Below are 13,057 nucleotides of genomic sequence, written 5' to 3'. Positions count from 1 at the left end.
TCTCATTCTCCCGCTCCGCCGTGCAGACTCTGCACCGGGTTGGCCGTGAGCTCGCGGACGGCGCTCAGGTCGCCGCCGATCTGGTCCACCGCGGCGTACGCGCTCGCGATGCAGGCCGGGATGCCCACGCCGTCGTACTGCGCGCCGCACACGGCGAGGCCCGGGAGCTTCGCTACGTGCTCGCGGATGCGGGCCACGCGCGCGTGGTGGCCGACGGGGTACTGGGGCAGGCCGTCCGTCCACCGGGTGACGCGGGTTTCGACGGGCGTGGCGTCCAGGCCGGTGGCCGCGCGCAGGTCGTGCCGGGAGACCTCGACGAGGTCGGCGTCCTCGCGGCCCAGGACCTCCGTCTCGCCGTACCGCCCCACGGAGGTGCGCAGCACGACCGTGTCCGGGTCCTGGTCGGCGATCCAGCCCCACTTCTGGGAGGCGAAGGTGGAGGCCTTGACGGTGTGTCCGTCGACGGGCGGGACGAGGAAGCCGCTGCCCTCGGGCAGGGCGGTCTCGGCGCGCCGGTAGGCGAGGGTGATCAGGGCCATGGAGGCGTACTCCACCGTGCGCAGCTCGGCGGCGGCCTCGGGGGACTCGGCGGCGAGCAGTGCGGCGGCGGCCGGTGCGGGGACGGCGACGACCACGGCGTCGGCCTGCAGCACCCGCTCCCCCGCGCTGACGCGCCAGCCGCCGGCCGGCTCGCGGCGCAGCCCGGTCACGGCCACGCGTGTGTGGATCTCGCCGCCGCGCGCCTGGACGGACCGGGCGACCGCGAGCGGCAGCGAGCCCACGCCGCCCTCGATGCCCATGAACACGGGCCCGGTCTGCCGGCTCGCGACCGCCTTGGCCTGGATCTCGCGGACGGCCTCCGTCAACGAGGTGTGCGTCTGCGCCGCCTGGAAGAGCTGCGGGACGGCCGAGCGCATCGAGATCCGGTAGGAGTCACCGGCGTAGACCCCGCCCAGCAGGGGCTCGATGAGGCGGTCGACGACCTCGCGGCCCAGGCGTGCCGCCACGTACTCCCCGACCGCCACGTCGTCCCCGGTCTCCGTTCGGGGCAGGTCGGCGTCGCGCTCGATCCGGGCCAGGCCCTCGTCGGACAGCAGGCCGGTCAGGGCGGCCGCGGTGCCCGGAACGCCCATGACATGGCCCTTGGGCATGGGGCGCAACGCGCCGCGGGTCCAGATCGAGGCCGTGGCGGTGGCCGGCGGCTGCAGGCGGTCGGCGAGGCCCGCCTCGCGCGCGAGGGCGACCGCCTCGGGCCGGCGGGCCAGCATCGACTCGGCGCCGAGGTCCACGCGCACGCCCGCGATCTCGCCGGGCAGCAGCTTGCCGCCGACCCGGTCGGACGCCTCCAGCACGGTCACTCTCGCCCCGCGCCCCAGCAGCCGGTGGGCGGCGGCCAGACCGGCGATCCCGGCTCCGACGACGACGTGATGCCCCGTGCCCGTACCCGTTGCGCTCATGCGCCCACTCTCTCAGACCCCACTGACACTCCCGCCGCGCCCCGGTGTCCTGCCCGCGTCCCGACCGTGACCTGTTCGGAACCGACCACCGCCAACGTCCCGGCCCGCCCCGGCGTCGAAGGAGCGTCAGTTGCCGCAACCTTCGGGGGACACCCAAGATGCCCACACGCCCTTGCGTACGACGTTCGCTGCGACGTCCGGTACGACCTGCCCACGCCCTGGCCGCAGTCCTGCTGGCCGCAGGCCTGGCCGTCACCGGATGCAGCGGCGCGAACGACACGAGCACGAGCAGCTCGGCCGACAAGGCCGCCGTCGGAGAGGCCGCCCCCCAGGACCTCGACGCCGGGGACGCGGGCGCCGCCGCGGACGAGAAGGAGGGCGCGGGCGCGAGCGGCTCGAAGGCCACCGCCGCGCCGCAGCTCACCGTCAACCGCATCATCCGCACCGCCTCCCTGACCGTGCAGGTCAAGGACGTGCCGAAGGCCCTCGACGAGGCCCGGGCGACCACCGAGAACGCGGGCGGCTACGTCGGCGACGAGACGACCGCCCGGGACGAGGACGGCGGCGAGCGGACCCGGGTCGTGCTGCGGGTCCCGGTCGAGAAGTACGACGACGTCATGGCCGATCTCCAGGGCGCGGGCAAGCTCCTGGAGCGCACGGCGAAGGCCCAGGACGTCACCGACGAGGTCGTCGACGTCGAGAGCCGGATCGCCTCGCAGCGCGCCAGCGTCGCCCGGGTCCGCGAGCTGATGGACCGGGCCACGAAGCTCAGCGACGTCGTCACCCTGGAGGGCGAGTTGAGCACCCGGGAGGCCGATCTGGAGGCGCTGCTCGCCCAGCAGGCGTCCCTGAAGGACCGCACGAGCCTGGCGACCATCACCGTGACCCTCTCGGAGAAGCCGGTCGACCCGGCCGCCGAGAAGGACGACGACCCGGGGTTCGTGGACGCGCTGGCGGGCGGCTGGGCGGCGTTCGTGACGGTGCTGCGCTGGATCGCCGTGGCGTTCGGCGCGACGCTGCCGTTCCTCGCGGCGGCCGTCCTGATCGTGCTGGTGTGGCTGCGGCTGGCACGTGCGGGGCGGCGGTCGGCGGCTGCGCCGGCGTCCGGCGACGACGGCGCGGAAGCCGGCGAGAATGGCGCGGGACCTGCGGCGAGCGAGCCCGCGCAGGACTGAAGTGCGCGTCGGCCGTAGCGTGTTCGCATGAGCATCGAGCGACTGGTCGTGATCGGCGGTGACGCCGCGGGCATGTCCGCGGCGTCCCAGGCCCGGCGTCTGAAGGGGCCCGGGGAACTGGAGATCGTGGCCTTCGAGCGCGGCCACTTCACCTCCTACTCGGCGTGCGGCATCCCGTACTGGGTGGGCGGTGACGTCGCCGAACGGGACGAGTTGATCGCCCGCACGCCCGAGGAGCACCGCGCGCGCGGGATCGACCTGCGGCTGCGCACGGAGGTCACGGAGATCGACGTGGCGGGGCGGCGGGTACGCGCGCGTGACGTGGACACGGGCGCGCAGTCCTGGACGTCGTACGACAAGCTCGTGATCGCGACCGGGGCCCGCCCGATCCGGCCGGACCTGCCGGGTTGGGACGCGGCGGGCGTGCACGGGGTGCAGACCCTGGACGACGGGCAGGCGCTGCTCGACACGCTGGCACGCGCGCGTGGGAGGCGGGCCGTCGTCGTGGGGGCGGGCTACATCGGCGTGGAGATGGCCGAGGCGCTCATCAACCGCGGCTACGAGGTGACGGTCGTCAACCGGGGCAGCGAGCCGATGTCGACCCTCGACCCGGACATGGGCCGGCTGGTGCACACGGCCATGGAGGGCCTGGGCATCACCATGGTGAACGACGCCGAGGTCACCGGGCTGCGCACCGACGGGGACGGCGGCGTCCGGGCGGTGGTGACCGAGGACGCCGAGTACCCGGCGGACGTGGTGGTGCTGGGCATCGGCGTCCGCCCGGAGACCGCGCTCGCCAAGGCCGCCGGGCTGCCCCTGGGCCGGCACGGCGGGCTGCTCACGGACCTGGCGATGCGGGTGCGCGGCCACGAGGACATCTGGGCGGGCGGCGACTGTGTGGAGGTCCTCGACCTGGTCTCCGGCCAGGAACGTCATATCGCGCTCGGCACCCACGCCAACAAGCACGGCCAGGTCATCGGCGCCAACGTCGGCGGCGGCTACGCCACCTTCCCCGGCGTGGTCGGCACGGCCGTCAGCAAGGTCTGCGATCTGGAGATCGCCCGCACCGGACTGCGGGAGAAGGACGCGCGCAGGGTCGGCCTGCGGTTCGTCACGGTCACCGTCGAGTCCACCAGTCGCGCGGGCTACTACCCCGGCGCCTCCGCCATGACGGTCAAGATGCTCGCCGAGCGCAGGACGGGCCGTCTGCTGGGCGTCCAGATCGTCGGGAGGGAGGGCGCGGGCAAACGGGTCGACATCGCGGCGGTGGCGTTGACGGCCGGGATGACGGTGGAGCAGATGACGGCCCTGGATCTGGGCTACGCCCCGCCGTTCAGCCCGGTGTGGGACCCGGTGCTGGTGGCGGCGAGGAAGGCGACGGCCGAGGTGCGGAACGCTTGAGGAGCTGTCCGGGGCGCGAGCCGGCCGCGGTCGGCGCGCGCCCCGGTAACGTTCCTCAACCGGTTCCGCTCAACCTCGGCAGAGCGGAAACAGCGGCAGGCTGTTCCATCGGCTTCGCATGCGCCGCGGCCGCCGGCCGCGACCGCAACCGGTTACTGACAGCCTCGTCCAATGTCACGGGCCGCTGCATCTGCGCAGCGAGCCGCCCGGCCTCCTGGCCGAGTCGCGCCACGTCCTCCCAGGGCAGCCGGACCACCAGCGAGATTTCGGCCTCGCCGTCGGGTGTGGCGTGCATGGGAGGAGTAACTCGGTCGTTCATCGTCTGTTCCTCACGTCGTCCCCGCGACCCGCCTTCCTCGTGCCGCGAGCGGTTGCCGGTTCATACGCACTCGTGGTGAGCCGCGTTCACCGGTTCGTCGAACGGATCGGGGGCAGTACTTCCTTGTGGTCATCCCCGTCCATGACGTGAACCCGGTGCGCCGTACGCCCGTGGTGACATACGCGCTGATCGCCGCGAACGTCTTCGTGTTCTGGTTCATGCCCGGCCTGTCCGGCTCCGTGGCGGGCGACAGCAGCCTGGCCCAGACGTGCCATCTGCACGCCTTCCTGGAGCACTACGCGGCCGTCCCGCGCGAGTTGATCCACCATCAGCTGCCGCTGCTCGTCCCCACCGGCGACGTGAGCGGCGCGGGGTGTGCGCTAGGCCCGCCGGGCTACGACAAGTCGCCGGCGCTGAGCGTCCTCACCGCGATGTTCCTGCACGGCGGCTGGCTTCATCTGCTGGGCAACATGCTGTTTCTGCTGATTTTCGGAAACAACATCGAGGACCGCATGGGGCACGTCCGCTTCGCGCTCTTCTATGTCGTCTGCGGCTATGCGGCGTCCTACGGTTTCGCACTGCTCAACGCCGACTCCACCGACCCGCTGATCGGCGCGTCGGGGGCGATCGCGGGCGTGCTCGGCGCCTATCTGGTGCTGTATCCGAAGGCCAGGGTGTGGGTGCTGGTCCCGTTCCTGGTGTTTCTGCCGCTGCGCCTGCCGGCCTGGATGGTGCTGGGTTTCTGGTTCGTGCTGCAGGCGGTGTACTCGTCGGGCGAGGGCGTCTCCGGGGCGGGCACCGTGGCGTACGCGGCGCACATCGTCGGCTTCCTCGCGGGGATGCTGCTCGCCTGGCCGCTCAAGCCGGGCACGCCCCCGCCGCCGGAGCCGCGCGGTCTGCTGTTCGGCAGACGGGCGCGCCCCCGGCACACCTGGTGACTCAGCGGGACACCTGGTGACTCAGCGGGCGGTCCGGGTGTGGACGTAGTCCACGAGCCGGGTCAGCGCGTCCGGGTCGGTGGACGGCATGACGCCGTGGCCGAGGTTGAAGACGTGACCCTCCAGGCCGGCGGCCGCGTCCAGGACCTCGCGGGTCTTGGCCTCGACGGCCTCGGTGCCGGCGAACAGGACGGTCGGGTCGAGGTTGCCCTGGAGCGCCTTGCCGGGACCGACCCGGCGCACGGCCTCGTCGAGCGGGACGCGCCAGTCGACGCCGACGACGTCCGCGCCCGCGTCGCCCATGAGTTTCAGCAGCTCGCCGGTGCCGACGCCGAAGTGGATGCGCGGGACGCCGTAGCCCTCGACCGCGCGGAAGACCTTCGCGGAGGCGGGCAGCACCGAGCGGGTGTAGTCGGCGGGGGCGAGCGCGCCGGCCCAGGAGTCGAAGAGCTGGACGGCGCTCGCGCCCGCCTCGATCTGCACCTTCAGGAAGGCGGCCGTGATCTCCGCGAGGCGGTCGAGCAGGTCGGCCCAGAGCTCGGGGTCGCCGTACATCATCGCCTTGGCGTTCTCGTACGTGCGCGACGGACCGCCCTCGACGAGGTAGCTCGCGAGGGTGAAAGGCGCGCCCGCGAAGCCGATCAGCGGGGTGGCGCCGAGCTCGGCCGTCAGCAGGCCGATGGCCTCGGTGACGTAGGAGACGTCCTCGGGGGTGAGGTCGCGCAGCTGGGCGAGGTCGGCGCGGGTGCGGATCGGGCGCTCGACGACCGGGCCGACGCCCGGCTTGATGTCGAGGTCGATGCCGATGGCCTTGAGCGGGACGACGATGTCGCTGAAGTAGATCGCCGCGTCCACGTTGTGCCGGCGCACGGGCTGGAGGGTGATCTCGGTGACCAGCTCGGGCCGCATGCAGGAGTCGAGCATCGCGATGCCCTCGCGGACCTTGCGGTACTCCGGCAGCGAGCGCCCCGCCTGTCGCATGAACCACACGGGCGTGTGCGGCACGGGCTCACGCCTGCACGCCTTCAGGAAGGCACTGTCGTACGTCGCTGTCGGCTGCCGGCCCGCCGGGCTCTCGTTCGCGCTCACGACGGCAAGTCTCCCATGGCGCCGAAGCCCGCGAGGCCGCCCCCTGCCGCCGCCGCTTCTTCCGCCGCTCCGTCGTCTTCGGCGTTCCCACCGTCGTCCTGCCGTCGTCCTGCCGTCCTCGCGTCGTCGTGCTTCTGCGGTCCTTCTGTCGCCCTTCCGTGGTCTTTCGGGCGGCCCGGTCCGTGCGCCTGTTCGCCCAGCGCGCACCTGTCCGCGGGCCCCGCGCGGGTGTCTTGCCCTGCGCGAAGCCCCCGTTCCCCTTAATCTTCCCCGCATGGCTGCGGCTCAGGGACGACTGTCGGACGGCGCTGGCGGGATGGATGACGCGAACGAGGGGGACCGGGATGGGAGCACGTCGGCACCATTGCCTTTCCGGGCCGCCGTCGACGCGCTGAGGGCGGCCCGGCTGCGGCCGCAGATCGAGGTGGAGCCGACACCGGCCCCGAAGCGGCTCGCCCCGTTCGCGTACGCGCTGGAGGCGACGGTCGTGGACGGCGACCAGGACCTGGCCGACGGCCGGCTGGTGCTGCTGCACGACCCCGACGGGCACGACGCCTGGCGCGGAACGTTCCGCCTGGTGACGCTGGTCCGGGCCGAGCTGGAGCCCGAGATGGCCGCGGACCCGCTGCTGCCGGACGTGTGCTGGTCGTGGCTGACCGGCGCGCTCCAGGCGCGCGGACTGACCTACGGCGAGCCGAGCGGGACCGTCACGCGCGCGAGTTCGCACTACTTCGGCGGGCTCGCGGAGCGCCCGGCGGCCTCGCAGATCGAGATCCGGGCCTCCTGGACACCGCGCGAGGGCCTGGGCGGGGTGCCGGACACCGGGGCGCATCTGGCCTCCTGGTGCGATCTGCTGGCACAGGTGGCGGGGCTGCCGCCGGCCGGACCGGGGGACGCGTCGGTGGTGACGCTGCCGCAACGCAGGGGACCGCAGTCACGTTGACCATCTCTTTGTCGATACGGCCATTTTCGATCCCGTAAGACACCCACTTAAACCGACTCGATCTTCGGATGATCGATCAAGTGTCCGAATTGAACGGATTGTTACTCACTAGATCGTGATCATTCTCTAAAGGACGCCGGGTTCGCTGCCGAAGACGACTGTGACCTTGAAAGCACGGTTCGTCCCGGCTTCCTCCCCACAAGCCCCACGAGCCGGCTCCCGTCCCCCACCCAGGAGGCCTGGTGTCCGTTCTCCTCGAGCAGCCCGCAAGCCTGGTCGCCTACCGCCCGAACAAGCCCACCGCCATGGTGGTCGTGGCCGACCCGCGCGTCCGCTCCACCGTCACCCGCCACCTGTGGGCGCTCGGTGTGCGCGACGTCATCGAGGCCTCGTCCATCGCGGAGGCTCGTCCCCGCATCGGCAACCCCCGCGACATCTGCGTCGCCGACGTCCACCTGCCCGACGGCTCCGGCCTCACCCTGCTGTCGGAAACCCGCGCCGCGGGCTGGCCCAACGGGCTCGCCCTCTCCGCCGCCGACGACATCGGCGCCGTGCGCAACGCCCTCGCGGGCGGCGTCAAGGGCTACGTCGTCACCGGCACCCGCACCAACGTCGGGCTCCCCACCCGGCCCGGTGCCGCCCCCATCGGCTCTGCCGCCCGTATGCACCGCCGCCCCCCGGGTGCCCCGAGTCACCCGGGCGGCTACCGCGAGCTCTCCGGCCGTGAGGTCGAGGTGCTGCGACTGGTCGCGGAGGGACAGTCGAACAAGGCCATCGGCGTCTCGATGGGTCTGTCCGCGCTGACCGTCAAGAGCCACCTCGCCCGCATCGCCCGCAAGCTCGGCACGGGCGACCGGGCCGGCATGGTCGCGGTGGCCCTGCGGACCGGCATCATCCACTGACAGCCCACTCCTGAGATTCCCCCGAGATTCCCCCGAGCCGTTCCTCCGGGATCCCTCCGGGGGTCTCCCAGGACCCGTCCCGGCCCGCCCCCGACCCCCTCCTGCCCCTACGTGTCCCGGCCCGTCCCCTTCCGGTTTCTTCCCCGCTCGTTCCCCCTCGTTCACCGACCTGACTGGTTTACGACCCTCTGGCGCCCGTCGACGGAACGTTCCGTCGGCGGGTGCCGTCGATACACAGATACCCTTGACAGGTGACCGACGCCCAAGAAACCGCAGCAGCCAGTTCACTGCGAACCACCGGAGGCGCCCCTCCGGACGACGGCGGATCTACTGCTTCCGGGGCGCCGACACCTCTCCTCGAACCGCGCGAGGGCATTCCTCCCGTGATCGCCGACGAGGCCTCCCTCGCCGAGGTCATCGCCGCGTTCGCCGCGGGCTCCGGCCCGGTGGCGGTCGACGCCGAGCGCGCCTCCGGCTACCGCTACGGACAGCGCGCCTATCTCGTGCAGCTGCGCCGCGAAGGCGCCGGCAGCGCGCTGATCGACCCGGTGGCCTGTCCCGACCTCTCCGCGCTCGGCGAGGCGCTGTCCGGCGTGGAGTGGGTGCTGCACGCGGCCACCCAGGACCTGCCGTGTCTGCGCGAGATAGGCATGACGCCGACGCGGCTGTTCGACACCGAGCTGGCCGGACGGCTCGCCGGGTTCCCGCGGGTCGGCCTCGGCGCGATGGTCGAGGGCGTGCTGGGCTTTGTCCTCGAGAAGGGCCACTCCGCGGTCGACTGGTCGACCCGGCCGCTGCCCGAACCGTGGCTGCGGTACGCGGCCCTCGACGTCGAGCTCCTGATCGACCTGCGCGACGCGCTGGAGAAGGAGCTGGACCGGCAGGGCAAGCTGGAATGGGCCCACCAGGAGTTCGACGCGATCGCGTCCGCCCCGCCGCCCGAGCCCCGCAAGGACCCCTGGCGTCGCACGTCAGGCATGCACAAGGTGCGCCGGCGGCGGCAGCTGGGCGTGGTGCGGGAGCTGTGGCAGACCCGCGACCGGATCGCGCAGCGACGGGACGTGTCCCCGGGCAAGGTGCTGTCGGACGCGGCCATCGTGGAGGCCGCGCTCGCACTGCCGACGACCGTGAGCGCGCTGGCCGTGCTGAACGGCTTCGGGCATCGGATGGGACGGCGGCAGCTGGAGCAGTGGCAGGCCGCGGTCGACCGGGCGAAGGCGTTGAGCGAGGCGCAGCTGCCGCAGCCGGGGCAGCCGGTGGCGGGGCCGCCGCCGCCGCGTGCCTGGGCCGACAAGGACCCGGCGGCGGCGGCGCGGCTCAGCGCGGCGAGGTCGGCCGTCTCGGCGTTGGCCGAGGAGCTGAACATGCCCCAGGAGAACCTCATCGCGCCCGACGCGGTGCGCAGGGTCTGCTGGGAGCCGCCGAAGCCGCTGGACGAGTCGGCCGTCGCGAGTGCGCTCACGGGGAACGGGGCTCGGCCCTGGCAGGTGGAGCAGGTAACGCCCGTGCTCGTCGCGGCACTGTCCTCCGACGAGGGTGTCTAGCGCCGCCCCGTCTCCCCCGGAGCGGAAGCAGAAGTGAAAGCGGTTACCTCGTCGCTCCTCTCATGAAACCGTTGTAGATGTATTTCTGAAGGGCCAGGAAGACGATCAGTGTCGGCAGGATGACGAGGACAGCTCCTGCCGAGATCGTTTCCCAGTGGGCGGCGTAGGGGCCCTTGAAGCGGAACAGCGACGTCGAGATCACGCCAAGATCTTGAGAGGGCATGTAGAGGAACGGGATGTAGAAATCGTTGTAGACGGCGATCCCCTTCACGATCACGACCGTCGCGATCGCCGGTTTCAGCAACGGAAAGATGATCTTTCGGTAGATCGTGAAGGCGTTCGCCCCGTCGAGCCGGGCCGCCTCGTCCAGGGAGATCGGGATCGAGCGCACGAACTGCAGGAAAATGTAGATCGAGACGATGTCCGTGCCCATGTAGAGGGCGATCGGGGCCCAGCGGGTGTCGAACATGCCGAGGCTGTGCACGATCTGGAAGGTGGCCACCTGAGTGGTGACGCCCGGGACCAGAGCGGCCAGCAGAAACAGCGCGATCACCAGTTTCCGGAACCGGAAGGTGAACCGGTCGATCGCGTACGCGGTCATCGAGCCGATGAGGACCGTGCCGCCGACGGAGACGACGAGGATGAAAGCGGTGTTGCCGAACGCCGTGAGCATTCCGCCGTCCTGGAACGCCGTCACGTAGTTGTGGAAGTTGAGCAGGTCGTGCGGGAGCGTGAGCGCCCCGCTGCCGTTCGCCGTCTCGCTCTCGGTCTTCAGGGACGTCAGGAGTACGACGCCCAGCGGGAGCAGGACGATCAGCGTCGCGGCGATCAGGGACAGGTAGACGAGGGTGCGGGCAACGGCTCGGCGTGTCATACGAGGTCCACGTGGTCGTCGGGGACGAGGCGTCGCTGCACCCAGGTCACCAGCAGGATGATCAGCAGCAGCACGACGGCCGCGGCCGAGGCGAGCCCCGTCTTGTTGAACTGGAAGGCCAGCTTCACGGTCTGGATCACGAACGTCTCGGTGCCGGTCGCCCCGCCGGTCATGATGTACGGGATCTCGAAGGCCGAGAGGGAGCCCGAGACGGACAGGATCACCGTGAGGGTCAGCACCGGCTTGATGCCGGGCAGGATGATGTAGCGGAACTGGTGCCATCGGCCGGCGCCGTCCAGTTCGGCCGCCTCGTACAGCTCGCCCGGGACGGACTGGATCGCCCCGAGGAACAGGACGAAGTTCATGCCGAGGTAGCGCCAGATCGAGACGCCCGCGAGGGAGACGTTCGCCGAGGTCGGGGTACCCAGCCAGGCGTGGTCGGTGTGGTGGCCGAAGAATCCGAGCACCGTGTCGAGCGTGCCGCCGTCCTGGAAGAAGTAGAGGAAGACGAAACCGATGGCGACGCCGTTGACCAGGGACGGGAAGAAGAGCACGCCCTTGAAGAAATTCCGGAAACGGACGGTGAAACTCAGGATCGTCGCGAAGTAGAGCGCGGCGACGATCTGGACCACCGAGGCGGCCAGGTAGTAACCGCTCACCCAGAACACCTGGAAGAGGTCCTCCCTGGTGAAGATCTCCGTGTAGTTCTCCACGCCCGTGTAGTGCAGTTCGGGGCTCACCCCGTCCCAGTCGGTGAAGCTGTAGGCGACCATGTTGGCGATCGGCGCGTAGGTGAAGGTGATCAGCAGGGCGAGCGGGGCGAGCAGGAACAGCCAGGGCGTCAGCTGCCGCCAGGTGCGCGCCCGACGCGGGGTCGGTGCGCGGGCGGCGCGCTTCGAGAGCGGCGCCGCGGCCTCCAAGGCCGTCTTCTCGAAGGCCGGCCCCTCGGTGGCCGCCGCCTCGGTGCGGCGGCCCGGAGGGTGCGTGTCCGCGTGCGTCATCCGTCGCTCACGTTCGCCTGCGTCTCGGTCCACTTCTTGCCGAGGCCTCCGAGGAAGTCGTCCAGGCTGCCCTTCTTGGCGCCGCGCGCGAGGTCGACCAGGTCCTGGCGGTACTCGGGCTTGTAGATGCCGACCTCGGACTCGTCGTCGATCAGCTTGACCTTGGCGCCCGCCGAGTCGTCCAGCTCGATGAGCTTGACGCCCGCCTCCTCGTACGGCTTCAGCACCTCGGGCATGGCCGCGTCCTTGAGCGGGGAGATGGCGAGATTGTCCTTGTCGTAGCCGGACTTGTCGGTGAACCAGTCGATCCAGGCGCGGGCCGCCTCCTTGTGCTCGGAGTGGACGTTGACGGCCTGGTTGTAGTCGGGGCCCACGGTCGCGCAGAACGCGCCGTCCGGCTGGGCGGGAAACGGCATGAAACCGATGTCGTCAGGATTCACGCCGGCCTTCATCGCCGCGTCCTGGAACTGGATGATCGCCCAGGTGCCGAGCCACTGTGTGGCGATCTCGCCCTTGGCCGTGCGCGGCTTGGACTCCTCCCAGTTGCTGGTCGTCGGGTCCTTCTCGGCGAGGCCCTGCTCGACGATGTCGTGCAGCAGCGTGTCGCCGACCCTCAGGTCGGAGCCCTCGGCCCAGGGATCGCCGTCGGCGAGTTTCGTGGTCGCCTGCGGATCGCAGTGGACCGCGCCGTTGACGTACGTCCACGAGGTCAGCGGCCACTGGGCGGCGAAGTTGGTGTAGTAGGGGATGGCGTCGGTCTTCGCCTTGATCGCCTTCAGGTCGGTGAGGAACTCGGCCGGGGTGGCGGGCCATCGGGTGACTCCGGCCTCCTGCCAGATCCGTTTGTTGTAGACGAAGCCGGGCATCACGCCGACCGGGCTCTGGCCGTAGACCTTGCCGTCGACGGCGGTGAAGTCGGTGAAGCGGTATTTCTTGCTGCGTTCGGCCGCGGTGCCGAGCGAGGCGAAGAACTTCGGGTAGTCGTCCTTCTTGATCACTGCGGGGATCAGCAGGACGTCGCCGTAGTCGTCCGTGTTCATCCGGATCTTTATCTCGGCCTCGTAGTTGGTGAGGGCCTGGAACTCCACTTCGACCTTGGGATAGGTCTTGTTGAACTCGGCTGCGTACTTTTTCATCGTGCCGTCCTGCACGAGGTCGGTCCGCACGGTGAGGACCGTGATGGTCCCGCTGACCTGCGACGGATCGTCGGGCGCCTTGGCATCGGCGCCCTTGGCGCTGCCTCCGGTGCCGGTGCAGCCCGGGAGCAGCAGGGCGGCTCCCGCGACCGTGGCGAGGAGCCGGACTGTACGGCGGTTCATGTGCATCACTTCCGTTCTCGGGACGGACGAGCACGTGCGGGTCGGTCGAACGCGTACGGGGTGCACGAGCGGGGTGCGCCGGCGCGGTGCACGAG

The 13,057-nt window shown here is 71.0% G+C and carries 12 protein-coding genes; 6 read left to right on the top strand and 6 right to left on the bottom strand.

Annotation, left to right across the window (positions count from 1 at the left end):
- Window positions 1-2: 2 nt before the first annotated feature.
- Window positions 3-1,457 (bottom strand): protoporphyrinogen oxidase, encoded by a 1,455-nt coding sequence (hemG, locus tag ACWD4O_RS01225; protein WP_451276196.1) that lies wholly within the window; start codon window positions 1,455-1,457, stop codon window positions 3-5.
- A 158-nt stretch (window positions 1,458-1,615) separates the two neighbouring features.
- Here hemG and ACWD4O_RS01220 point away from each other — a divergent pair, with 158 nt between their 5' ends.
- Window positions 1,616-2,632, top strand: a complete 1,017-nt coding sequence (locus ACWD4O_RS01220; RefSeq protein WP_451276194.1) for a DUF4349 domain-containing protein — start codon at window positions 1,616-1,618, stop codon at window positions 2,630-2,632.
- Window positions 2,633-2,659: 27 nt separating this feature from the next.
- The gene (locus tag ACWD4O_RS01215; RefSeq protein ID WP_451276192.1) at window positions 2,660-4,033 is read left to right on the top strand and encodes an FAD-dependent oxidoreductase; all 1,374 of its coding nucleotides are present in this window, start codon (window positions 2,660-2,662) and stop codon (window positions 4,031-4,033) included.
- 55 nt (window positions 4,034-4,088) lie between these two features.
- On the opposite strand, the gene ACWD4O_RS01210 is transcribed toward ACWD4O_RS01215, so the two are convergent.
- Window positions 4,089-4,352: a hypothetical protein gene (locus ACWD4O_RS01210; RefSeq protein WP_451276190.1), complete on the bottom strand. Its 264-nt coding sequence runs from the start codon at window positions 4,350-4,352 to the stop codon at window positions 4,089-4,091.
- A gap of 125 nt (window positions 4,353-4,477) precedes the next feature.
- On the opposite strand from ACWD4O_RS01210, the gene ACWD4O_RS01205 reads away from it, so the two are divergent.
- On the top strand, window positions 4,478-5,290 hold the full coding sequence (locus tag ACWD4O_RS01205; RefSeq protein WP_451276188.1) for a rhomboid family intramembrane serine protease: 813 nt from the start codon (window positions 4,478-4,480) through the stop codon (window positions 5,288-5,290).
- A 21-nt stretch (window positions 5,291-5,311) separates the two neighbouring features.
- Here ACWD4O_RS01205 and hemE read toward each other — a convergent pair whose 3' ends face one another.
- Window positions 5,312-6,379, bottom strand: coding sequence for a uroporphyrinogen decarboxylase (gene hemE / locus ACWD4O_RS01200; protein WP_351907100.1), 1,068 nt, complete (start codon window positions 6,377-6,379; stop codon window positions 5,312-5,314).
- 316 nt (window positions 6,380-6,695) lie between these two features.
- On the opposite strand from hemE, the gene ACWD4O_RS01195 reads away from it, so the two are divergent.
- From ACWD4O_RS01195 to ACWD4O_RS01185, 3 genes are all read left to right on the top strand, one after another.
- Window positions 6,696-7,322 (top strand): DUF3000 domain-containing protein, encoded by a 627-nt coding sequence (locus ACWD4O_RS01195; RefSeq protein WP_451276186.1) that lies wholly within the window; start codon window positions 6,696-6,698, stop codon window positions 7,320-7,322.
- 242 nt (window positions 7,323-7,564) lie between these two features.
- Window positions 7,565-8,224: a helix-turn-helix transcriptional regulator gene (locus ACWD4O_RS01190; protein ID WP_351907096.1), complete on the top strand. Its 660-nt coding sequence runs from the start codon at window positions 7,565-7,567 to the stop codon at window positions 8,222-8,224.
- A 251-nt stretch (window positions 8,225-8,475) separates the two neighbouring features.
- Entirely contained in the window at window positions 8,476-9,768 is a 1,293-nt protein-coding gene (locus tag ACWD4O_RS01185; RefSeq protein ID WP_451276183.1) for a ribonuclease D, read from the top strand.
- Window positions 9,769-9,811: 43 nt separating this feature from the next.
- Here the strand turns inward: ACWD4O_RS01185 and ACWD4O_RS01180 are convergent, their stop codons facing one another.
- From ACWD4O_RS01180 to ACWD4O_RS01170, 3 genes are read right to left on the bottom strand one after another with little or no spacing between them, the layout of a single operon-like run.
- On the bottom strand, window positions 9,812-10,642 hold the full coding sequence (locus ACWD4O_RS01180; RefSeq protein WP_451276181.1) for a carbohydrate ABC transporter permease: 831 nt from the start codon (window positions 10,640-10,642) through the stop codon (window positions 9,812-9,814).
- Window positions 10,639-11,643, bottom strand: coding sequence for a carbohydrate ABC transporter permease (locus ACWD4O_RS01175; protein ID WP_451276179.1), 1,005 nt, complete (start codon window positions 11,641-11,643; stop codon window positions 10,639-10,641). The genes ACWD4O_RS01180 and ACWD4O_RS01175 overlap by 4 nt, the downstream gene beginning before the upstream one ends.
- Window positions 11,640-12,962, bottom strand: a complete 1,323-nt coding sequence (locus tag ACWD4O_RS01170; RefSeq protein WP_451276177.1) for an extracellular solute-binding protein — start codon at window positions 12,960-12,962, stop codon at window positions 11,640-11,642. Before ACWD4O_RS01170 ends, ACWD4O_RS01175 begins: the two co-directional genes overlap by 4 nt.
- Window positions 12,963-13,057: the final 95 nt, after the last annotated feature.

It is taken from the genome of Streptomyces sp. NPDC002623, assembly GCF_053592635.1.
Note: the sequence above shows the minus strand (reverse complement) of the source record. Positions and strands in the feature narration are given on the sequence as shown.

Excerpts from the sequence above, each read along its gene's own strand:
- ACWD4O_RS01170 (WP_451276177.1), bottom strand. The coding sequence starts at position 12,962 with ATGAACCGCCGTACAGTCCGGCTCCTCGCCACGGTCGCGGGAGCCGCC.
- ACWD4O_RS01175 (WP_451276179.1), bottom strand. The coding sequence starts at position 11,643 with ATGACGCACGCGGACACGCACCCTCCGGGCCGCCGCACCGAGGCGGCG.
- ACWD4O_RS01220 (WP_451276194.1), top strand. The coding sequence starts at position 1,616 with ATGCCCACACGCCCTTGCGTACGACGTTCGCTGCGACGTCCGGTACGA.
- ACWD4O_RS01180 (WP_451276181.1), bottom strand. The coding sequence starts at position 10,642 with ATGACACGCCGAGCCGTTGCCCGCACCCTCGTCTACCTGTCCCTGATC.
- hemG (WP_451276196.1), bottom strand. The coding sequence starts at position 1,457 with ATGAGCGCAACGGGTACGGGCACGGGGCATCACGTCGTCGTCGGAGCC.
- ACWD4O_RS01195 (WP_451276186.1), top strand. The coding sequence starts at position 6,696 with ATGGATGACGCGAACGAGGGGGACCGGGATGGGAGCACGTCGGCACCA.
- ACWD4O_RS01210 (WP_451276190.1), bottom strand. The coding sequence starts at position 4,352 with ATGAACGACCGAGTTACTCCTCCCATGCACGCCACACCCGACGGCGAG.
- ACWD4O_RS01215 (WP_451276192.1), top strand. The coding sequence starts at position 2,660 with ATGAGCATCGAGCGACTGGTCGTGATCGGCGGTGACGCCGCGGGCATG.